Genomic DNA, 22,418 nt, shown 5'->3' with positions numbered 1-22,418 from the left:
TAGTTGTTTCCTTTTTTCAAGGAGAAAATCCGTTTTTCTTAGGAGAACGCTACGCCTTTCCAGATTCAAAATGGGCCCTCCGCTCTTTGTTCACCATGCTTTATAGATAACAGCCTTTACTTAGCCTGCAGCTGCGGCAGCAGCGTCCCGGTATCGAACCAGCCGCGATGTTCCTCTATGTTGCCGCTCACGATCCGAAATTCATGGAACTGGGTGATCTTCACCCGCCTGCCCGTAGGCGCCGCTCCCGCAAACATTCCGCTGTGCGCCGCTGTAATGACGACTCGGGCTACGACCTTATCGCCTTGCGCCAGCGTCTCTTCGATATCGTAGCTGCGCTCTGTAAAAGCCTCGCAAAGTTGCCCGGAGAAAAACTGATCCGTCCGCTCCAAAACGCCCTTGCGGATCAGCTCTCCGATTAGCGCGGCCGCCGTTTCCGTATTTTTTTGCTCTATCGATGACATGGCTTCAACATCTCCTTTTTGCCGATTGGCGAATGTGATTCTCGCGATCCGCCCGATACCATCTCCACCCCCGTTCAGCCATGAGAACAGCACAAACAGGCCGAAGCTTGATTGCCAAGCTCCGGCCTGTTTGCGCTTGTTCGAAAAACCTTCATCGATCCACAACGAGCCGCTCTACAGCGGTATCTCTGATGGAGCCGCCTCACAGCCGCGGGTCTATCTCCTTCTCCTTCGCCGTCTCGAACAGCAAGTTCGCGGCGGCGTTCCGGTAATCTTCGTTGTCCGCATCGATCGCGTCGAACGGGATCGCCAGCATCGCCTGCCCCAGCCGGTACTCGTTCAGCGACGTACGCAGCTTCGGCGCGATGTTCTTCTGCTTGATCAGCTTCTTGTATTTGTGCGCGAAGCGGTAATCGTAGCCGTAAATGATCGACAAGTACTCCGGGTTGCGCACCTTCATATAAGGAACGGCGGTATCGTCCGGCCGTTCCGGCTTGATGACGACGCCCTCCATATGATTGGCGACGGTCAGACGGGCAAAGTACGCCTCGGCTCGGGCGAAGCATTCGGGATCGGCCAGATCCAGCAGCAGATAATCGTCATCCGATACGAAGCGGTACAGCTCCGACGTCGATCCTTCAGGCAGGCGCTCCTCCCCGTTCTCGTACACCGTCTTCAGCAGCGCAAACGGCTTGAATTCCGGCTCGCCGTCCCCGGCATACAGCTCCAGCTGCTTTTTGTACACCTGATAAGCGTCGATATGCTCCTGCAGCGGGACGTGCGCGGCGGCAGCTTCGCGGACGTATTTGTAATTATGATACGCCGCGTTCCCGTATTTGTCGTTCAGCGCTTTTTTGGACAGATGGAATTGATCCTGCTCAAAGCCGCTTGCATCGTATTGGGCGAGCAGCTCCTCCCAAGCCGCCTCGAATCCGTTCTGCCGGAGAAAGGCGAATTCGCTCTCCAGCGCTTTGCCGATAGGCATAAATTGCTTCTGAATCAACCCGTCGCCGAGCGCTTTCCAGGGCATCAGCTCTCCGTCCAGAAGGAGCATCGCGATCCGGTTCCGTTCTATATAAGCGCCGAATTTGCCCAGCAGCTTCCCGAAGACGGCGGACAGATCGAGCCGTGCGATCTTGTACCCGTTGCGGCTGACGGCGAAGCATTGCTCCGCGTCTCGATGCAAATAAATATTGCAGCGGGAGCCCATATATTTGGGCTGCAGCACGACCTCGCGAACGCCGCGTCCGGCAAAATAGCTTAAGCCGCGCTTCAGCGACTCCAGCTCCTGCGCCGCCTCGTCCTTATCCGCAGGCGACATCGTGCCGGATATAAAATTGATTTTGTTGCGGGAGCAGTAGCGCAGCCGCCGCAGATCCTCCTCCTCCAAGTCTTGAAGCGAAACGGACCTCGTTGCCGGGAAAAGCTCCTGTAGCGGTTCGTCCAGCACGGTCTGCCCGGACGGATGAGATTTATAGAACGGCCGATGCGCCATACTGACCGACGTCAGCATATTGCCGTGCACAGCGCCGGTATCGATATGAAGCTTGTTCAGAATGCGTGCCGGCCGCTTGGCCGCGATATGGCCGAATAAATGATACGGATGGTTGACCACCGCCTCTTCCTTGAGAAAAGCGAGCTGCTCCTCCAGCGGCGCTTCGCGGTCGATGCGCAGGTTTCGCTGATGGCGCAAGGAGTCGGCGTCCAGCTTGCCGATGTACTTGCTGCGGCAGGGCGCATGAGTGACGTAAAATGACGGGCCCTGCCCCCCGCTCCGCCAATAAAACGGCCGGGACAGCGCGACCAGCGAGCGGAATTTGCCCAGCAGCTCCTCATCCTGCAGCAGCACCCGAGTCGAGCCGAAATAGGAATCCAGCAATTCGGGATCGGCTCCCTGAATATCGCCCCTCGTATACTTATCGACGAAATGCTCGTGATTGCCTTTAACAAACAAAAAATGCTCGCGGTTATCATACAAAAATTCCACCGTTTCCCGCGTATGGCCGCCCTTGTCAATCCAGTCTCCCGCCAAAATGATCTTGGTGCCGGCCGTTTTGTCCGTCGCCGCAAGCCGCCCGTCCTCCAGCTTGTAGCCGCAGCTTTGCAAAAGACCCTTCAAATCGCTCAGGCATTCGTGAACGTCGCCGACGACGATATATTTCTGATCCGGAGGGAGCATCGTCGCCGCGTAATCGTCCCAATTGTCGATAACGACCGTATATGCGGCATTCGGCGTCTTCTCTTCCGGCGAGTAAAAATCTTTGCAGCGGATTTTATGCACCTGATCGTAGCCTTCGCGCGCCAGCGCTCCCAGCACTTCCCGCTTCAGCCTTGCAATATGCTGGGAGATCAGCTTTTTCGACCGTTCCGAAGCGTAATAATCGGATCTTTGCCGATAGTCGAACACGACCGCCTCCAGGCGGTACTGCCGATCCCGCGCGACGGCCCGCACCTGAGCCCGGAAATCCTCGGACAAACCGGTCGTATCGATAACAACGAATTCGGCCGATACCGGAAAGGAAGTCACCAGCTTCAGCTTTTCGAATAGCAGCCGGAAAGCCTGCTCGCTCGCCTCCAACATCACCTGATCGTACTTATCGTAGTCATAGCCGAGCAGCTCCTGTCGAATATCGTCGGACGATAAATACTGCACGTTCAGCCTTCTGCCCGGCGTCTCTCCCGCAGCCCGCTTCAGCCCGGGCATCAGCACTTCGTTGGCGAAGGTCGTCTTGCCGCATTCCGTAGAACCGATCAACATAAATATCGTATGCACACGGGTACGCATCTCCATAAGCTTACCCCTCCTTTTTCTTCAAAATCGCGCCCTGCGTCGTCGGCACATCGTTCACCCGATCGCCTATCGCCATCCATTCGCATTCAAGATCGAGCCCCGCGGCGGCTTCCGACAGCCACCGGCTGAACTGCTCCCGGCTCATCTCCCACTTATGATCTTCATGGCGGAACCCGGACAATTCATAGTAGCGGTTGAATTCCGCGTTCGGCGTCGTAATGATGCATTGTCCGAACCGGATGCGCTCGCCGATCAGGCGGATCAATGCGGCCGCTTCCTCCTCGCTCATATGCTCCACGACTTCGGTCACAATGATATCGACCTCTTCGCCGTTGTAGGTTTCGAGAAACTGCTCTATCGAGCCGAAGGTGACGATATTGTCGAGCTCCTTGGCCTGCGCTTTACGGTTGACGGCGGCAACCGCCTCTTCGTTAATGTCTACGGCATAGTAGCTGCCGTTCGTTTTGCCCGCGAATGCGGAGGCATAGAAGCCTTCCCCGCAGCCGATGTCCAGAATCGACTTGTCGAACGCAAGCCTGCTGCCGATATGACGCCTCCGCTGATGCGCCGTCCCGCCGAAATCAAGTTGAATGGCGTAGCGGCCGGTGTCCTCAAGCATCGCCCTATATTTCTTGAAGCGGTCTTTCGAAGACAGGAAATGGCGCGCGAACAAACTGCGGATATAGAACGGAGCGTCGATCACCTGGATGCTGCGGACGTATTTGTCCAGAATATCTTCCGTAATATCGAGCTGCTCCTCGCCGAACATCGCCAGAAACAAACATAATGCGCTGACGGCGTGAAGCAGCCGGTAGAGGCTGTGCCGGGTTGTGACGGCAAGCGAATAGCTGTGATGGGCATGATGCCGAAGCTCGAAAGTCAGTTCGGGAAAATGCTTGTCGAAGAAGCCGACATAGCGGGCTAACGGAATATGAATCATATTGATCCAAAACGTATGCTCATACCCTTCCGTATCCCGCGGATCTTGGGTTTTCAGCGGAGCGGAGAAAAAATCCCCGATCGCATTGAGCGGAAAAAGCGGCGTGTTGTAGCGAGACACATTCAAATATTCGAATTGCTCGCCTGCATCCTGCTTATAGGAAATGTCGTTATCCGCATCCTTGAAATAGACGTTGTACGCGGACGGGTCCGTATACCAGCCGTAGGCCAGCCCTTTGCGTACGGAGCGGAGCTGCATGCCCGACTGCGGATTTTTTTTGATGATAAAAGAAAATTCGGGGTTCGTCGATTTCAATTGAACTATAGCCATCGTTCACCTCTCCTTGGCCGGTGCTTGTAATAGATAGCCTTATCATCGCGCGAATCCGGCTTCGCGAACAGGGTGAAAGTATTACGATAACGAAATCGTCGCTCACTTTATCGGCGGGCTTATATGAGTCTGTCCGGCGGATTGACTTTTGTAGATCCATTCGGTGATTGATTCGTGGCCTGCGGTCGATAGAGGCTTCACTCGCTGTTGCAGCCGGGTTCTTTCATGTTGAACCCCCCTCAAGCGGGGAAAATCCGCTGTAAAGGCAAGCGCTAACGCTGTTCCAACTCTCTATCGGCTCTCCGGCCATTTGAATCTGGAGAAGTGCCAGCGTTCGTCTTTGCTACCGATTCACAAACCCATTCAAGGGCCAATTATTCAAGAAATTCGGGGCGGGCAGCGATCGAAAGATGCTTTCGCATGCGCACAGTAGGCGCCCCTTCTATAGCACGGAAAATCCACTGCAAAAGCGAGCGCTAACGCAGCATATTCGCAACGGACACAGTGGCCGTTATATAAACCCTATCGGCCTTCTGGGATTTCTAACGGACACAGATGCAGCTATTTGTTGACAAAGCCTCCGTTGAAAGCCATTCGCAGCTAAGTAAGCGCCATGACGTCCGCTACGTTTAAAAAACGTCTGTTTGTGCCGACATAAGCTCCCCGGTGTCCGTTAGACTTAGAAACGATTCGATGCTCGGTTCCGGAGGCTACACCTTCTGCATCTCCCTTCCAGGCCGTTCGAGCGTTTACCCGCTCCTGAGAACGATGCTCGGAGGAGCAGTGTTTGAAAGCGAAGTTAAAAACGCCCGCTGCGCAAGCAAGGGCATCTTCCAATTGCTATTGAGAAATCGGATGCTTTGGATTGTTTTTTCGCTTTTTTATAGAGAGAATCCAATTTCAAAGACGAACGCTACTTCTCCAGACTGTTCTCGCTTGCTCCATCTGCCTTATCACTGCTTTATTCCGAGATACGGTGAAGCATAGCGGCCCGCTCTACGCTTCCAATACCGGCGCCAAAAGCTTGGTTCAATAAAAGCGGCAAACATGCTAAAATTAGGAAAAAAACGCCGAGGTGATCGCCTTGCCCCCCATCCTTTTACGCGAAATTCCCCGGGAAATCATCGAGCATTCAGGAACGGTGAAAAGCATTCGTTTTCCGCGCCAGGGTCATACGTCAGATGTAGGCATCATCGAATGCGCGCACGGCCGCTTCGTGCTCAAAAGAGCCAAAGGCGAGCAATACTGCGCCTGGTTATCCAGGGAAGTCGGCGTCCTGTCCTGTTTGCACAGCGGTGCCGCGCTGCCCGTTCCCCGCGTATACCGGTTCGTCGAACAAAAAGAGGAGAACCAGTCGTGGGCTTTGCTGCAATGTTTTGAAGGCGAAACGTTAAGAGAGGCATTGACCAAGGAGAACAGTGCGGACAAGAAGCAGGAGTTGATCTTCCGTTTCGGCGCAAGTTTGGCGCAAATTCATGCGGCTCTCTGCCCCGAAGCACTCGTGGGCGATGCCGATTGGCTGGACGACATGCTGCGCAAGGCGGAGTTCAACCTTGCCCGTTACGCTACCGACGGAACGGCGGAGCTGCTGGAATTATTGAAGAGAAGCAAGCCTGCGCCCATCGAAAACACGCTAATTCACGGCGATTTCACCCTCGATAACGCGCTGGTTCATGACGGAAGCATAACGGGGATTATTGACTGGAGCGGCGGGGCGTTCGGCGACCCGAGATATGACGTATCTTTGGCCGTTCGTCCGAAGCCCGGCGCTATGGAAACGGATGCGGAGAGAGAAGCTTTCTTCGAAGGGTACGGAAGAAAGATCATAAGCGAGCGGGAATATCGATATTTTGAAAACGGGCTTTATGAATTTTTCTAACCCGCGGGCAAGCCGTCCCTAAAATAAACCTATCACCTGCAAGGAGATGAACAGCAATGTATGTCGTAAACTCCGATGAGATGCGGAATCTGGACCGGTACACGATAGAGACTATCGGTATTCCGGCCAATGTGCTGATGGAAAATGCGGGACGGGAGGTTGCGCGTCGCATTGAAACGCTGTTTAGCCGGACGGTCTCCGCAGACGGCCCCGCCCGCTGGGTCATCTTGGCCGGAAAAGGCAATAACGGCGGCGACGGTCTGGTGATCGCCCGCCATCTGCTCGAAGCCGGCTTCGAGGCGGAGGTGGTTTACGCCGAAGCGCCCGAACGGATGGCTTCGGCGGATGCCGTCGCGCAGCGCCGCATTATCGAGCGCCTGGGGATACCCGCTCGGGTATACGGCGCGGAACCGCTCGACTGGCGGGCGTATGACGGCATCGTCGACGCGCTGCTCGGCGTAGGCGCGGCGGGCGCTCCGCGCGGGCCGTACGCGGCGCTCATCCGGGAGGCTAACGCCTCCGGTCTGCCGATCGTCGCCGTCGATCTGCCGAGCGGGCTTGACGCCGACACCGGCGCCGTCCATGAGCCGTGCATCCGGGCCAAGCTAACCGTCGCTCTCGCGTTTCTCAAGCGCGGGCTGATGCAGTACCCCGGCGCGGATTACGCGGGCCAAGTCGTTTGCGCGCCCATCGGCATTCCCGCGAAGCTCGCCGACGAGCTCGGCGTGCAAACGTACGTGCTGAACGAGAGCGTATTGCGGCGTATCCTTGGCGTCGATCCCGCCATGCCGCGCCGGCAGAATACGCATAAAGGGACCTACGGGCATGCGCTGATCGCCGCAGGCTCGCGCCGTATGAGCGGCGCGGCCCTGCTCAGCGCCAAATCCGCGCTGCGCGCCGGCTGCGGCCTGGTCACCCTGGCGGTGCCCGACCGGCTGCTGGATTCGCTCATCGGGCAGATTCCCGAGCTGATGTTGGCCGCCGTGCCCGACGGAGGTACGGGAGAATGGGGCTCGCTGGGAGAAGGCACTACTGCCCCGGCCGCCTCACATGACGGAAGCGACGCCGGGCCGTCCGAGAGAACGATCGGCGCAGCGGAGCAAGCGCTGCTCTCCCTCGCCGAAGGCAAACAGGCCATGCTGATCGGCCCCGGCATGGGCCGCTTTCCGGGCGACAGCGCCTGGCTGCGCGCGGCATGGGAGTCCGTCGCGTCGCCGCTCGTTATCGACGCGGACGCGTTGAATATGCTGGCGGATGCGCAGAACTTCGCCGCTTGGCCGAGACGTCCGTCGCCGACGGTGCTTACGCCGCATCCCGGCGAAATGGCGCGGCTCGCCGGCGTTAGCACGCCTGAGGTGCAGCACGACCGGATCGGTCTCGCCCGCCGCTATGCGATGAAGCACGGGGTGACGCTCGTGCTGAAGGGCGCTCGCACGGTCGTCGCAACCGCCGCCGGCTCGGTCTATATTAACGTGAACGGCAATCCCGGAATGGCGACGGGCGGCTCGGGAGACGTGCTGGCAGGCATCATTGCGAGCTTGCTGGCGCAAGGCTTTACGGCGGAGCAGGCGGCCGGGCTCGGCGTCTATCTCCACGGCGCCGCAGGAGACCGGGCGCAGGCGCAGCGTCGCTCCACGGGCTCGATGCTCGCCGGCGACATCGCGGACATGCTATAAGGCAAGTCCTGTACTGCGGAGAACGGCCGATGATCGGACGGCGGCGGTCCGGGACGCGCGCCCTTCTGCGTCCGCTCGCCGATGCCATCGCTTTCTCCGCATGCGGCCATGGGTAACCGCAGCCGTTCCGCGCTAAGACGGTTCGCGTCTGCGAATGCCTTGAACTTTCGAAGACGGCAGCATCTTCGCCGTTGCCGTACCGGATAGCCGGTCCCCGTCTACGGTAACGGCAAATTTCAACTGCAGCCGCATCGGCTTTTTCACGCGAAGCGACCATGTCAGTTCGCTGCCGTTCTGAATATGCAGGTCCGTGCATTCGGATATTTCGTCGCCCTGCCGGAACGTGCCTCGAACCGTGCCGTTCGCCTTGGAGATCGTCATCACGACCGGAAGCTTGCCGACCGGAGTGGAGATCGTCAAATCCCATATCCCTTCGATGGCCCGCAGCGATTCTTTCGTCCTCTCCGGCCGTACAGGATCAAGCTCTCGCTCGTCTCCCGGATCGCCCGGCTTCGAGTGCTCCAGCGGCGCGATGCCCGCTTCGGTCCATACCGTCCCCCTGCGCTCATATTCAAACAGCTGCTCCACCGCATGCGAGATTCGGGGCCCCCATTCCCGCTCGACCAAGTATAAGGCGACATCGAGTCCGGATGTGACCCCGCCGCCGGTGACGAGCCTGCCGTCCACGACGACTCTTGCGGATACGGGCTTGGCCCCCATGGCGCGGAGCGCCTCCATCCCCAGAACATGCGTGACGGCGTAACGGTCCTCAAGCAGGCCGTCCATGGCGAGCAGCATCGCTCCGCCGCATACGGTGGAGACCGTCATCTTCTCATTGCTTACCGCTTGCCGCAGCATCGGCATAAGCGCGCTCTCCTTCGCCCGCAGCAGCTGCGTCATTACGCTATCCTCGCTCGTATCTTCCGGCCCGACCTTGCCCATAGCGCCCGGAATGAGCAGAATACCGCCGCAATCCGGATCGATGAATCCTGAAGCGGGCAATCCGGGACCGTTCATGCCGCTCGGGACGATTCTCGTCCCTTCCGCACTGACGAAATTCACTTGAAAATCGCTTCCGCTCAGCATGTTCGCGGCCGTAAACACTTCATAAGGACCGATGGCATCCATAAGATCAAAGCCATCGAATAAAACGATTTGAATATTGAACATCGCTACTCTCCCCTTTTCTTTCATGCATGACCGCCGGCTCCGCCTGCCCTGATAGCCGCTTCGGCGGTCAGCAGCAGCGACGGCATGGCCGCCATGACGCTATAGGAATAGGCTGTCTCATATTCCAAGCCAAGCCCGTCGGCAAACAAGAGCATAAATAAATGAATCGCCAGATTAGTGAAACAAAAGGCGTAGCTTCGCATCATCCAACGGCGGTGCTCGGCTATCTTTTTCCGTTTGATGTACACAAATGCGGTCAGCGTCGCAGCAAACCAAACGATGTTCCACAAGTTAAACATGACGCTGACGGCTTTCCCTCCCGTCGCATACGGCGCCAAGTACCCGGATGTCAGCAGCACCGCAAGCACGCTCAATAAATAAACGTACCCGTTCAAGCGATGCACGCTCCGATACTGCCGAAGCAGCCGATTCGAGAAATTCACGGCGCCAGCCAGCAAAGCGACGGAAGCAAAAAGAATATGCACATCCAGCATGGTGAGCCATGCCGGTACATGAACCGCGCGCCTGAGGCCGCTCTTGCGGGCCAGGAATTCCGCTGCGCCCGGGTCCGATACATATCGGTTCAAGAGCGCCCAGACAATAGAAACGACCGCGAGCGCCGCCACGGCTTGATAGAGGCGCTTCCTACTCATCCGGCTCCTCTCCCGTCTGCTTCAAATGGGCCCGGCTTGGACCTTTTCCCTGTTTCATACATGTCTGCTCCTTTCTTGACCGATTTCCTATCCGGCCTTTGAAGTGTGGTGAAAAAGTCCGCTGCGCCCATTTGATCCTCCAATCGCTGTTGAAACCGGATTTTGTAGATGGTTACTTTCTTTTTACATGGAGAACATCCGGTTTCAAAGGCGAACGCTATCGCTTTTCCAGATTCAAATGGCCCCTCCGCTCGTTTTTCACCGCGCTTCCAGCATAACCCGAATCTGTTGCAGAACGGGGACCGAAACTGTCACAAAACCGTCTCTAACCGGTCTCTAACCGGTCATCGTATGCGCCGTCTCAAAGGAACATGATATACTGTCAGTGTGTGTAGACACGCTTATGTCGTACCGAAAAGGTCGTGGTTTCCATGAATCAGCCGAAAACAATTATGGTCGTCGACGACGATGTCAGCATCGTCGAACTGATGAGAGACTTTTTGATCAATGACGGGTTTCGGGTCGTCACGGCCCATGATGCGAACTCCGCCTTGGCCGCGTTCCGCCGGCAACCGGCGGACTGTCTCATTGTGGACGTCATGATGCCGGGGCAAGACGGATTCGAGCTGTGCCGAAAAATCCGCGAGACGAGCAATGTCCCGATCCTGTTTCTAAGCGCACGGGACGACGACATTCACAAAATCCGGGGACTCGGCATCGGGGGAGACGACTATATCGTGAAAACCGCTTCCCCCGTTGAAGTGATCGCCCGGGTCAAGGCGGTGCTGCGCCGTGCCGCAGCGTCCGGGCAGGGGACCGGACAGACAGCCGGAAAGGTCATCGATTACGGGCGGCTTCAGCTAAACTTCGCCACGAGGGAAATCAGCGTTAACGGAGAACAGGTATTCTTGACCCCCAAGGAATTTGAAGTATTCCGACTATTGGCCGAGCATCCCCGGCAAGTATTTACTTATGAACAGTTATTGGACCAGTTTTGGGACGGGGTCGGAGATAAACATACCGTGCGGGTGCTCATGGCGAGAATGCGTGAAAAAATCGAGGCCGAACCCGGTCAGCCGCCGTACATCACGAATGTTTGGGGAATCGGATACCGGTTTGAGGGACTACCGCAATGAGGGCGTTTAAGGTTCGCACGGTGCTGTTCGGCTCGCTGTTTATGATCTCGAGCCTTGCTTGGATCGTTTACGTCGTCGTTCATCTCATCGAAACCAAATCGATACAGATCGGTGCGGAACAAGGGCCGAGCCGAATCGGGATATGGCTGGCTGCGTCCGTCGGCTTTCTGGCCGCAATTGCCGTGTTCGGTTACGGCTTTCGCAAATGGATCATCGAGCCATTGGAGGCGATGGGCAGAGCCGCCGGGCAAATTGCGGAGGGAAATTTGGATATTGAGCTGCCGCCTTCGGGGGTCCGGGAGATTGCGGAGGTTCGCCGCGGCTTCGATAAGATGGCGGCCGGGCTGCGCGAGTCCGTCCGGCAGCAATCCGCGCTGGAAGAAGAACGGCGGTTTTTCATCGGCGCCATCGCGCATGATTTGCGCACGCCGCTGTTTGCTCTCCGGGGATATTTGGAAGGGCTGGAGCGCAATATCGCCTCCAGCCCTGAACAAAGGAATCATTATGTGAAAGTATGTAAACAAAAATCCGAGCAATTGGACCGGCTGGTCTCCGACCTGCTCGCCTTCGCCAAAACGGAGCATACGGAAAGCGTGCAGCGGGAAGATGCGTTCGAGCTTGCGGATATCGTTCAACAATCGCTTGAGACCGTGCGTCATGCGGCCGAAGCCAAGTCGATCGCCTTGCGCCTCCGAATGCCCCCGGCCGATGCCGAATCGGGACTTGTAACCGGGGACGCTTATTTGCTGGAACGGGCGTTCAACAACCTGCTGGATAACGCCGTCAGGCATACGCCGCATGGCGGCGTCATTGAAGCGATCTGCTCCTTGACGCCGGACAAGGCGGCAGTGACCGTCCTGGATTCGGGTCCGGGTATTCCCGAGGCCGATCTTGAGCGCGTGTTCGAGCCCTTATACCGCGGCGAGTCGTCGCGAAACCGCGAGTCCGGCGGAACCGGCCTCGGACTCACGATAGCGAGACGCATCTTCCGGGCGCACGGCGGCGATTTGACGGCGGACAACCATCCGCAAGGCGGCGCGAGGCTGACCGGGTGGATTCCCCGTACATCGGGAGCGGAATCCGAATAAGGCGGCTACAGCTTCGTCCGGTAGATCGGCTTGTTTTCCAGCCCGCGGATCATCGGCGTCCACGCTTCGGATTCCGGCAAGGAATCGAGCGCGTCCTCGACCATCTGCAGCTTGGCGTCCAGCGCGTCGATATGATGCAGCGCGACGGCCTCCGCCGTCTGCGGCTGTACGGGGCTGCCCCACTCGCCCAGGTTGTGATGGGACAAGACGAGATGCTGCAGCGCGATGACCCGCTCCGACTGCAGATCGATTCCGCTGTGAATGGCGGCCTCAGTAATCCAGTTCGAGGCCATCGAGATATGGCCGAGCAGCTTGCCCTGCACGCTGTAATCGCTCACGATGCCGAGCTGGGCGATCATCTCCTCGGGCTTGGCGATATCATGCAATATGATGCCCGCCTTAAGCAGATCGGCGTTCAAAAACGGGCGCTGCTTGCATACGAAATCGGCGATTTCAAGCATGCGGACCATATGATAAGCCAAACCGGCGTAATAGGCATGGTGATGGGTTTTGGCCGCGGGGTAGTGCATTAATTTCTCGTCTACTTTATTCACGCAGTAAGAGACGAGCGTCTTGATCCCGTCATCCTGTATCGACGCCATTACCTGCTTGATCGTATAGACCAGATCGACGGGACGAATCGGCGCCGAACGGATAAAATCGGTGAGCGATACGCCATCGTTCTCCGTCGCCTTGCGGATGCGGGTGATTTTGACCTGCAGCCTCTCGCGGTACGTCTGAACGATCCCCCGAATTTTAACTAATCCCATCGGAAAAAAGGTCTCTTTATCCGCCGGCGAAACGTCCCAGTATTTGGCCGACAGCTGACCGCTCGAATCGCACATGACAATATCGAAATAATCTTTGGGCGGCGTCCCGTTCGTCTGCTTGACCTCCAGCTCTTTCAACAAATAAAATCCGACAAATTCATCCTGATTGACCAGGCTTTTAATTAACGTCATATGGTATGCCTCCAAAACTAGTAACCTATGTATGACTCTATTCTAGCATATTCGGTGCCAAACGTAATGGCTTCGGCATTAGAAGCGGCGCCACATCTCGGAAACGGCAAAGAAGACTCTCCTAAAATCGGAGAAGCCTTCTTAAGACGCGCCCGTCCTAACCGATAGGACAGGCGTCGCAGCAGCTTTGATCCGGGGCAATCTTGTAGTACAGACAGCATGTTTTTCTCATTCGAACCGCAGGCTCCGGGAACGCGCCGCCGGACGGCTTTCCGTAGAAGACGGCTAACGGATTGTCCTTCTCCCCGAACAAATCCGGCCGGGCCTCATGCACCAAATAATAGTAGTCGTCGCTAATGCAGGCTGCTTCCTCGGAACCGCATCCTTCGCCGAGCCGCTTCTCATAGAGCGAATAGATGCGGACGGCGATGTTCTCCCATAGGACGGGCAGCGGTATGGCCGCCGCTTGGGATATGGAGCGAAGCAAAGGACCGACATGCCCGCCGAAAAGAGTTCCGACCACTTCCTCACGCCATTCCCCCCGCTTCCCCTCAGTCGGCGAAGTGACGCTGCCGTTCTTGAAGCTTAACGACGGCTGCCACTTGCCCCAAGCGCCTTCCGGGACGGAAAGGAAGCTGTTTTGTAGCGACAGATCCAGCCCCCGATTATACATCGTCATCGCATATAAGCCGGAAGCAGAAGATTGGCTAGGTCATTTTGAAATATGCTATCATGAGATTCAGAGATTCGATTTCGCTATGATGCCGGCTGCGATAGCTGCAATAGCAACACACAATGACGGAAGGGGCGCCACGATTCATGAGCAAAGGCACGGCCCTGCTGAGGCAGCAAAATGAAAAGCGGACGCTAGCGCTTCTTCGCGCAGGAAAAATCAGCTCCAGACAAGAGATTGCCGCAGCCTTGGGTTTAAGTAAAAATACGATTTCATTAATTGTCGATAAATTTATAAAAGAAGGCGTCGTTAAAGAAGTCGGATCGGATGAGCAAGGAAGCGTCGGGCGGCCGCGGATTCAGCTGAGCTTGCAGACGGAGGCGTACAAGAGCATCGGCATCCTGATCCAGCACTCGTACATTCAATATGTCGTCACGGATTACTGCTCCGCCGTTCTGGACCAAGGCAGCATCGTGACGGACGCCAACGACCCCGACCGATGCATCGGCACGCTGATTCGGTTATGCGGCGAGCTGATCGGACGGCATCCGGAGGTGCTCGGTATCGGCGTCGCCGTCCCGGCTCTGGTCGATCCTATCGAAGGGGTCGTTCACTTCTCGTCCCATTTGAGCTGGCGGAATGTCCGGCTCAAGGACCGGATGGACGCGCGGCTGCCGGTCGCAACGAAGGTGCTGAACCTGGTGAAGGCCGCGGCCCTCGCTCCGTCCTCCGGGATGCCGGCGGAGCACGCCGCCAACTCCTTTTATTTGCGTATCGACGAAGGCGTCGGCGGGGCGCATATTATCGACAGCAGCATTTATAACGGCGCCAGCTGGACGGCCGGGGAAGTCGGCCATCTGTGCGTAGAGCCGAACGGCCCGCTCTGCACCTGCGGTCAGAGAGGCTGTCTGGAAGCGATGGTCAGCCTCCCCGCACTGGCCAAGCAGCTCCGGGAGCTGTATCCCGAAGTCCGCGCCGAAGGCGACTTTGACGCTTATTGGACAGAGGATGCGGCCGGGCTCTCTTCCGCCGACGAGCTTATGCGGCAAACAGGACGGTATGTCGGCATCGCGCTCGCGCCCGTCATCGCGCTGCTCAATCCCGGCTATATCGTCGTCGACAGTCCGCTGGACAAGCTGGACGCCTTTAAGCAATCGGTGCTTTCTACAGTGGAAAGCCGGGCGCTGAAATATCCGACCGAGCAAACGAAAATCCTCTTTATCAAAAGCCGCTGCGCCTCCAGCATCGGAGCTGCGTTCGCCGTTATTCTTGATTTTGAAAAAGAATGACGGCTTTTTTTCTGCGCCGAATAAAATGTGACAAAAGTTTGAATAGACGATTGACACCCGAAACATGGGCGTGTTAATTTAATATTAACAATTAGTCCTAGTTTAGGATTAATTGATCCGAATCACATTACAAAGCAGGGGTGAACTCCATTATGTCAATGTTGGACTGGATCGTGTTAGGGCTGTTTTTCCTTCTTATGGTGGGTATCGGGGTATGGTCGTTCCGCCAAATCAGCGGTACTCAAGACTTTTTTGCGGCAGGCGGGAAAATGCCTTGGTGGCTGTCCGGCATCTCTCACCATATGTCCGGCTACAGCGCGGCGGTATTCGTCGCCTATGCGGGCGTCGCTTACACCTACGGATTTACCTTGTATGTATGGTGGGCTATCCCGGTGTCCATCGCCGTCTTTGTCGGCGCCGCCCTGATCGCTCCGCGCTGGGCCCGGCTGCGTCAGAGGATGAACATCGAATCCCCTATGGAATACCTGTCTACCAGGTATAACGTGCCTACGCAGCAGCTGATGGCTTGGAGCGGCGTGCTGCTCAAGCTCTTCGACGTCGGGGCCAAATGGGCTGCCATCGCCGTCATCCTAAACGTGTTCGCGGGAGTTCCGCTGAACGTAGGCATTTTCTTATCCGGCGCAATCTCCTTGCTGTACTCCGCTATCGGCGGCCTATGGGCCGACGCCTGGACGGATTTCGCCCAATTCATCGTTCAATTGATCGCCGGAGTCGCCATGTTCGTCATTGTCGTCATGAAATTGGGCGGCATCGGCTCGATTACCGGTATCTGGGATCAGCTCCCCGCCTCTCACAGCCAGCCTCTGGTCGGCCCGTATACGATGGGGTTCGTCCTTGCTTACATCCTTATTGATTTTCTCAGCTACAACGGCGGCACCTGGAACCTGGCGCAGCGCTACATCGCTTCTCCGAACGGTTCCGAAGCGCGCAAGGCCGCTCTTCTCTCCGGCGCTTTATATCTCATCTGGCCGTTGATTCTGTTCTTCCCGATGTGGGCCGCTCCTCTCTTCTATCAAGATTTGAAAGATCCGACGCAATCGTATTCGATGATGACGATGGATTTGCTGCCGCACGGCTTGATCGGTCTGGTGCTCGCGTCCATGTTCGCCCATACGATGGCGATGACCACCTCGGACGCCAATGCGATTACGGCGGTCATTACGCGCGATATTTTGCCCGTCATCTCCTCCAAGTACCGTACGCTCAGCGAAAAGACCGCGCTGCGCGTAGCCCGCGGGGCGATGATTACCTTCGTCGTGCTTACCTTGATCATCGCCGTCTACTCCAGCACATTCGGCGGCATATTGAATCTGCTGATCGTCTGGTTCGGCGCTCTGGTAGGTCCGATCTCGATCCCGATGCTGCTCGGCCTGATTCCTGCCTTCAAGCGAAGCGACTCCGCAGCGGCTATCGTATCTTGGGCTGCCGGCATCGTCACGTTCGTGATCGTCAAATATGTGCTTACCGTCAGCACGGCCACACTCGTTGCTTCCCCTGTCGTCGTGTCGGCCATCCTGTTTATCGGCATGGGCTGGCTGAAGGGCAGCACGCCGGTGTCGCCGAGGGTCGAGCAGCTGCTCGATTCGCTGAGCTCCGACGCCCAAGATGCCAATTCCCCGCAGCAGGGATTCAAGGCATAACCGATCGGCCCTATGAAAGCGGAAACATAATACGGCTTTAAAAGCGTGTTGGAAAAAGAGCGGAGGGGCCATTTGAATCTGGAAAAGCGTAAGCGGTCGCCTTTATAGACGGATTTTCTCCGCTTTAGCGGTTCAAAATGAAAAAAATTCGGCTATAACAGCGAGCGGAAACTTCTATCGGCCGCAGGTCCGGCAACCTTAAAGGAAAGGAAGGAACATCATGCACGAACTATGGGGCGCACAAACGCTGCAAGCTTTTTATCGACGTCATCTGCTGGAAGATTTGCTGCCCTTCTGGAGCAAGGCGGTGGACCGGCGCTACGGCGGCATGTTCACCTGCTTCACGAACTCGGGGGACGAGCGGATCAACACGGATAAATACACCTGGTCGCAGGGCAGATATATATGGATATGGTCGCGGATCGCGCGCTTGATCGGGCAAGGCGTTCTGCCGGGGGACGCTTCGGCTTTCCGGAGGGAGGCGGAGCAGGCCGCGGATTTTCTCCGGCGCCACGTCTACTTGGACAACGGGAACTGCGCCTTCCTGCTGACGGAAGACGGGCGGAAGAAGGAGAGCGTTCCCGGGCAAGGCTTAGATACGAGCTTCTATGCGGATTGCTTCGTCGTGCTGGGCTTGGCCGAGCTCGCCCTCCTGAACGAGCGTAACGACATGATTGAAGAAGCGCTCGCCTTGTACGACCGGATTCATGCCCGCTTAAGCGGCGGGCGTATCCGCAGCGAGCCTTACCCGATACCGGAAGGGCTGAAATCGCACTCCGTTCATATGATCCTGCTGAACATTTCCGGTCAGCTGACGGAGACGCTGGCGCATTTCCGCCATCCCGCCTGTCAGCGTGTGCGGCAGGATTGCCTTGCCTACGCCGAGAGCGTCATGAATGAATTCCTTATGCCCGATCAGCGTATCGCCGAGCTGCTTCCGGCTGAGCCCGGCGAGGCGCCGTCAACCGTTCTTTGCCGCCATGTCAATCCCGGGCATACGCTCGAGAGCATGTGGTTCGTCATTCATGCGGCAGGGCTTCTCGGACAAAGCGACTTGGCCGTGCGGACGCTGCCGGTCATCCGCCGGGCGTTCGAGCTCGGATGGGATACGGAGCACGGCGGCCTGCTGCGCTTCGTCGATCGGGACGGCGGGCCTCCCGCGGGACAGCGCACCGGCGATCCGTACGAAACGCTCATTATGGACACCTGGGATTCCAAGCTGTGGTGGCCGCATTCCGAGGCGCTGTACAGCACGCTGCTCGCTTACGAGCTGGCCGGGGAAGCCGAAGACAAAGCGGCGTTGAAAGAGCTGTATTTGAAAACGCATGAATACGTCTTCCGGACCTTCCCCCAGCCCGACCGGCGCATCGGCGAATGGATTCAGATTCGAGACCGGGCAGGCCATCCGCTGGACAAAGTCGTGGCGCTGCCGGTCAAAGATCCGTTCCATATTATCCGCAATGTGCTGCTGATTATCGAGCTGTATGCGAACCATTCGGAAACCGCCGGCGGAGGTGTCCGGTGAGATGACATCGCCAATCAAGCTCGGCTCCGCCAAAACGGACATCACCCCGGCGAAGCCCGTTCCGCTGGCCGGATTTGCGCATAGGCAAGGGCCGTTCGAGCATATCGCCCGCCCCTTGTTCGCCAGAATTCACGCTTTCGAGCGGACGGACGGCTCGGGGCACACCGCCTCCGCCCTGCTGGTCTCCGCGGATTTGATCTGGTGGGGAAGCGATCTCGTCGAGAAGCTGGTTCCCAAGATTAAGGAACGCTGGGGCTTTCATACCGTGCTGCTCCATGCGACCCATACCCATTGCGGGCCGCAAACGAGCGGCCGCTTCACGGATGCGCTCGGCAGGCCGGATGCGGAATATATAGCCGATTTGGAACAGCGGCTGTTCGAAGGGATCGGCCGGGCGCTGCGGACGATGGAGCCGGTCACGATAGAACGGGGCGCCGGGCAATGCCGGATCGGCGTCAACCGCCGCAAGAACGTCGGCGGGAAGATCGCGATGGCGCCCGACGTGAACGGGCCTGTCGATCCGGCCGTTACGGTCATCCGGTTTCGCGCCTCCGGCGGCGCGGTCAAAGCGCTGTTCGTTCATTATACTTGCCACCCGACGACGACCGGCGATAACGAAATTTCGTCGGAGTACTGCGGGGCGGCGCTGGAACGGATCGAGCAAGCGCTCGGCGGCGGGGCCGTCGGCGCCTTCCTGCAAGGCTGCTGCGGGGATATTCGCCCCGCGCTCGTCAGCGGCGGCGAATTTTACCGAGGCTGCCGCATGGAGGTGGAGCGCTTCGGAAGCTGGCTGAGCGAGGAAGTGCTGCGCGTGAGCAGCCTGCCTATGCGGCAGCTCGCGCCGGCCGGGCTCGGGAGCCGAACCGTGGAGCTGCCGCTGCCCTTCGAGTCGGTTCCAGCGAGCGAAGAGCTGGAAGCCGAGGCCCGGCAGACCGATATATACGGCGAACGCGCCCGCCTCCTGCTGCGGGAGCCGCAGTGCAGGCAGGAGAGCATTCCGCTGGAAATTACGCGGCTCGATCTGGCCGAAGAATTGTCGCTTGTCGCCTTTAATGCGGAGATGGTCGCCGATTACGGCCGCTTTGTCAAGGAAGCCTCCTTTGGCAAGGCGCTCCCGCTCGGCTATACGAACGGCATGATCGGCTATGTGCCCACCGAAGAGCAGCTTGTCCAGGGAGGCTACGAAGCGCGAGACTCGGTCCCGTATTTCGGCCTGCCGTCGCCGTTTCATCCCCGAACGGAAGGCGTCATCCGCAGCGCCATATTACAAGTGATAGGAGAGAAACCGAATCATGAATGAAACCGTACAACCGCTGCACACGAAAACCGTCGATCGGCTGAAGGTGAACATATATGCAAACAGAGAGCTGCTTGGAGCGGCCGCCGGAAGCCATGTCGCGGATAAAATGAAAGAGCTGCTAAGCTCGAAAAACCGTATCCGGATGATCTTCGCCGCAGCGCCTTCGCAAAATGAATTTTTGCAAGCTTTATGCAGCGCTGAGGGCATCGACTGGGAACGCGTCACCGTGTTCCATATGGATGAATATATCGGGCTCGCCCCGCAAGCGCCGCAGCGGTTCGGCTCGTTTCTGAGCGAGCGGCTGTTCGATCGGGTGAATCCGGGCGTAGTTCATCTGATCGACAGCTCCGGCGACATTGAAGCCGAATGCAAGCGCTATGCGGCGCTGCTCGGCGAAGCACCGGTCGACATCGTGGCGCTGGGCATCGGAGAGAACGGCCATATCGCCTTCAACGATCCGCCTGTCGCCGATTTTAACGACAGCGCGCTCGTCAAGAGCGTGGAGCTGGATATGCCGTGCCGCCGGCAGCAGGTCAACGACGGCTGCTTCGCCAGCCTGGAAGACGTGCCGACGCACGCCCTTACGCTGACGATCCCCACCCTGTTCTCGGGCGCTCATTTATACTGCATGGTGCCGGGCGCGACGAAAACCGCGGCCGTGCGCCAAACGCTCGGCGGCCCGATTTCGACGGAATGCCCTTCGACCATCCTCCGGCGGCATCCGGACTGCACGCTGTATGTAGACACGGATTCGTACGACGGTGAAATCGGTTAGGAGATGAATAAAGATGCCAAGAAGCGTAACGAAGGTGAACGGAATTCATTATAAAACGAAGCAGCCCGTTACGATTCATATCGAACACGGCCGGATTCAATCGCTTCATCCATTGGATGCGGAAATTCGCCAAGCTGCGCTGCCCTGGGTCGCTCCGGGTCTGGTGGATCTGCAAATCAACGGCTATTTCGGCGCCGACTTCAATACGATCCCGATTGCCGAAGGCGCGGTGGAACGCGCTACGCGCGGGCTGTGGAGGCAGGGCGTCACCACTTACTTCCCCACCGTCATTACGAACGGAGATGCGGAAATCGAGCAGGCAATGCGCTCCATCGCCGCCGCCTGCGCCGCCGACCCCGTCTCCGCCGCCGCAGCTCCGGGCATTCACCTGGAGGGGCCGTTCATTTCCCCGGAGGACGGTCCGCGCGGAGCCCATGACAGAAGCTTTACGAAAGCGCCCGACTGGCCTTTATTCCAAAGATGGCAGGAAGCGGCCCAAGGGAGGATTAAGATCGTCACGCTATCGCCGGAATGGCCGGGATCGGCCGAATTCATCGAGCGCTGTGTGGAGCAGGGCGTCATCGTGTCGATCGGCCATACCGCCGCTTCGCCGGAGCAGATTGCCGAAGCGGTTCAGGCCGGCGCGCGCATGTCGACGCATCTGGGCAACGGCGCCCACCTGTCGCTGCCCCGTCATCCCAACTATATATGGGAGCAGCTGAGCCGGGATGAGCTGGCGGCCTGCGTCATCGCCGACGGCTTCCATCTGCCGGATTCGGTACTGAAGGTGACGCTGCGCGCCAAGGGAGAGAAGGCGCTGCTCGTCAGCGACGCCGTGTACTTAAGCGGCATGGAGCCCGGCCTGTATGAGAACCATATCGGAGGCCGGGTCGTGCTCACTCCCGAAGGAAGACTGCATCTGGCGGAGCATCCCGGCCTGCTGGCCGGATCGGCCCAGCTGCTTCCGTGGGGCATTTCCCATCTGCTGGACAGCGGACTGGCCGAGTTGGATACCGCATGGGAGATGGCGTCGCTGCGCCCCTCCGCCCTGCTGAACCTGCCCTCGCAGAGCGGACTCGCCCCCGGCGCGCCGGCGGATCTGGTCTTATTCGAGCTGAAGCGTCCGCAAGGCGTGAAAATCATCCAAACTTATAAGCTGGGAGAACGGGTCTTCGACTCGGCATCCCCCGCCAAGGAGGCAAACGCATGAGCACAGCAGCCATGACCCGGTATCTTCAGCAAATCACTCGTCATCTGGAGCTTCTTCATCAGGAGGAGCAGGCCGCCGTCGCCGAAGCGGCCCGTGTGATGGCGGAGCATATCAAGCAGGACCGCATCGTCTATGCCTACGGGCCGGGCGGCCATTCGAATCTCGGGCCGCAGGAGATTTTTTTCCGCGCCGGAGGTCTGATGCATATCAGCGCCATCCTCGACGAAGGGACGCTGCTGAGCGGCGGCGCGCTAAGATCGATGGCGGTCGAGCGAACGCCCGGCTACGCGCGGATCGTGCTGGACGATTACGGGCTGAAGCAGGGGGACTTATTGCTGATTATTAACGCCTACGGCATCAATTCGGCGACGATCGATGCGGCGCTGGAAGCCAGAGCGCGCGGAGTCAAGACGATCGGGGTCACCTCCGTCCGCCATGCGCTCGCCACGCCGGCCGGCCATCCGGCCCGTCATCCGTCCAAGCAAAACCTGCACGACCTGGTCGATATCGTGCTGGATACGAAAATCGAAGTCGGAGACGCCGTCGTCGAAATCGACGGTCTGGACCAGCGGGTCGCCGCGATGTCCACGTTCGCCAACGCCTATCTGCTCAATTCGCTCACAGCCGAGACGATCGAACTGCTGGTCAAGGACGGCATCCGCCCGCCCATATGGATGAGCGGCAATGCCAGCGGCGGCGATGAAGCCAACGCCCGCTTCATTGAGCGATTCAAAGGCAGAATCAAGAAGCTGTAGCGCACACGCCATAACAAACCCGGCCTTGCGATCCTTACGATCCGAGGCCGGGTTTCATTTTGTACCTGCAAAAAACAGAGGAGGACTAAACGTGAGCTGCCCTTCTATAGCGGCCGGATTCCGTCTTACCCCCGGCAAAAC

Annotated in this window: 18 protein-coding genes; 11 read left to right on the top strand and 7 right to left on the bottom strand. The window is 58.0% G+C overall.

All coding sequences use genetic code 11. The annotated features are described in order from the left end of the window. Positions 1-116: 116 nt before the first annotated feature. From N0M98_RS12555 to N0M98_RS12545, 3 genes are all read right to left on the bottom strand, one after another. Positions 117-464 carry an ester cyclase gene (locus tag N0M98_RS12555; RefSeq protein ID WP_375295479.1) on the bottom strand — a complete coding sequence of 116 codons (348 nt, stop codon included), beginning with the start codon at positions 462-464 and terminating at the stop codon, positions 117-119. Positions 465-666: 202 nt separating this feature from the next. After that, on the bottom strand, positions 667-3,255 hold the full coding sequence (locus N0M98_RS12550) for a metallophosphoesterase (protein WP_259618075.1): 2,589 nt from the start codon (positions 3,253-3,255) through the stop codon (positions 667-669). Between the two features lie 4 nt (positions 3,256-3,259). Beyond that, the gene (locus N0M98_RS12545) at positions 3,260-4,525 is read right to left on the bottom strand and encodes a class I SAM-dependent methyltransferase (protein ID WP_249861270.1); all 1,266 of its coding nucleotides are present in this window, start codon (positions 4,523-4,525) and stop codon (positions 3,260-3,262) included. A gap of 1,141 nt (positions 4,526-5,666) precedes the next feature. On the opposite strand from N0M98_RS12545, the gene N0M98_RS12540 reads away from it, so the two are divergent. Further along, entirely contained in the window at positions 5,667-6,404 is a 738-nt protein-coding gene (locus N0M98_RS12540; protein ID WP_310943616.1) for a phosphotransferase family protein, read from the top strand. Between the two features lie 56 nt (positions 6,405-6,460). After that, a complete protein-coding gene (locus tag N0M98_RS12535) occupies positions 6,461-8,080 on the top strand; it encodes an NAD(P)H-hydrate dehydratase (RefSeq protein WP_249861269.1) in 1,620 nt (539 codons plus the stop codon). A gap of 132 nt (positions 8,081-8,212) precedes the next feature. Here N0M98_RS12535 and N0M98_RS12530 read toward each other — a convergent pair whose 3' ends face one another. Both N0M98_RS12530 and N0M98_RS12525 read right to left on the bottom strand, forming a co-directional pair. Beyond that, complete coding sequence (locus tag N0M98_RS12530) at positions 8,213-9,250, bottom strand: DJ-1/PfpI family protein (protein WP_249861268.1); 1,038 nt, start codon at positions 9,248-9,250, stop codon at positions 8,213-8,215. Positions 9,251-9,270: 20 nt separating this feature from the next. Continuing rightward, positions 9,271-9,903 carry a DUF2306 domain-containing protein gene (locus N0M98_RS12525; protein WP_259618073.1) on the bottom strand — a complete coding sequence of 211 codons (633 nt, stop codon included), beginning with the start codon at positions 9,901-9,903 and terminating at the stop codon, positions 9,271-9,273. Between the two features lie 431 nt (positions 9,904-10,334). Between N0M98_RS12525 and N0M98_RS12520 the strand changes: the two genes are divergently transcribed. Continuing rightward, positions 10,335-11,039, top strand: coding sequence for a response regulator transcription factor (locus N0M98_RS12520; protein WP_249861266.1), 705 nt, complete (start codon positions 10,335-10,337; stop codon positions 11,037-11,039). After that, the gene (locus tag N0M98_RS12515) at positions 11,036-12,127 is read left to right on the top strand and encodes a sensor histidine kinase (protein ID WP_259618072.1); all 1,092 of its coding nucleotides are present in this window, start codon (positions 11,036-11,038) and stop codon (positions 12,125-12,127) included. Before N0M98_RS12520 ends, N0M98_RS12515 begins: the two co-directional genes overlap by 4 nt. Before the next feature lie 5 nt (positions 12,128-12,132). On the opposite strand, the gene N0M98_RS12510 is transcribed toward N0M98_RS12515, so the two are convergent. Both N0M98_RS12510 and N0M98_RS12505 read right to left on the bottom strand, forming a co-directional pair. Then, complete coding sequence (locus N0M98_RS12510; RefSeq protein ID WP_259618071.1) at positions 12,133-13,089, bottom strand: 3'-5' exoribonuclease YhaM family protein; 957 nt, start codon at positions 13,087-13,089, stop codon at positions 12,133-12,135. Between the two features lie 157 nt (positions 13,090-13,246). Next, positions 13,247-13,768 carry a (2Fe-2S)-binding protein gene (locus tag N0M98_RS12505; protein WP_259618070.1) on the bottom strand — a complete coding sequence of 174 codons (522 nt, stop codon included), beginning with the start codon at positions 13,766-13,768 and terminating at the stop codon, positions 13,247-13,249. A 140-nt stretch (positions 13,769-13,908) separates the two neighbouring features. Between N0M98_RS12505 and N0M98_RS12500 the strand changes: the two genes are divergently transcribed. The 7 genes from N0M98_RS12500 to N0M98_RS12470 all read left to right on the top strand — a co-directional run bounded on the left by N0M98_RS12500 (position 13,909) and on the right by N0M98_RS12470 (position 22,277). Beyond that, positions 13,909-15,051, top strand: a complete 1,143-nt coding sequence (locus tag N0M98_RS12500) for an ROK family transcriptional regulator (protein WP_259618069.1) — start codon at positions 13,909-13,911, stop codon at positions 15,049-15,051. 152 nt (positions 15,052-15,203) lie between these two features. Further along, positions 15,204-16,712, top strand: a complete 1,509-nt coding sequence (locus tag N0M98_RS12495; RefSeq protein ID WP_259618068.1) for a sodium:solute symporter family protein — start codon at positions 15,204-15,206, stop codon at positions 16,710-16,712. 220 nt (positions 16,713-16,932) lie between these two features. After that, positions 16,933-18,237, top strand: coding sequence for an AGE family epimerase/isomerase (locus tag N0M98_RS12490; protein WP_259618067.1), 1,305 nt, complete (start codon positions 16,933-16,935; stop codon positions 18,235-18,237). Position 18,238: 1 nt separating this feature from the next. Then, positions 18,239-19,537 (top strand): neutral/alkaline non-lysosomal ceramidase N-terminal domain-containing protein, encoded by a 1,299-nt coding sequence (locus N0M98_RS12485; protein ID WP_259618066.1) that lies wholly within the window; start codon positions 18,239-18,241, stop codon positions 19,535-19,537. After that, the gene (locus N0M98_RS12480; RefSeq protein ID WP_249861257.1) at positions 19,530-20,312 is read left to right on the top strand and encodes a glucosamine-6-phosphate deaminase; all 783 of its coding nucleotides are present in this window, start codon (positions 19,530-19,532) and stop codon (positions 20,310-20,312) included. The genes N0M98_RS12485 and N0M98_RS12480 overlap by 8 nt, the downstream gene beginning before the upstream one ends. A gap of 13 nt (positions 20,313-20,325) precedes the next feature. Beyond that, positions 20,326-21,522, top strand: coding sequence for an N-acetylglucosamine-6-phosphate deacetylase (locus tag N0M98_RS12475; protein ID WP_249861256.1), 1,197 nt, complete (start codon positions 20,326-20,328; stop codon positions 21,520-21,522). Further along, positions 21,519-22,277 carry a sugar isomerase domain-containing protein gene (locus N0M98_RS12470; RefSeq protein WP_249861255.1) on the top strand — a complete coding sequence of 253 codons (759 nt, stop codon included), beginning with the start codon at positions 21,519-21,521 and terminating at the stop codon, positions 22,275-22,277. Before N0M98_RS12475 ends, N0M98_RS12470 begins: the two co-directional genes overlap by 4 nt. Positions 22,278-22,418: the final 141 nt, after the last annotated feature.

The sequence above is a fragment of the Paenibacillus doosanensis genome, from assembly GCF_025060755.1.
In the GTDB taxonomy this organism is placed as follows: Bacteria; Bacillota; Bacilli; order Paenibacillales; family NBRC-103111; genus Paenibacillus_S; species Paenibacillus_S doosanensis.
The sequence above is the reverse complement of the archived record's forward strand: the minus strand, read 5'-3'. Positions and strand labels throughout refer to the sequence as shown.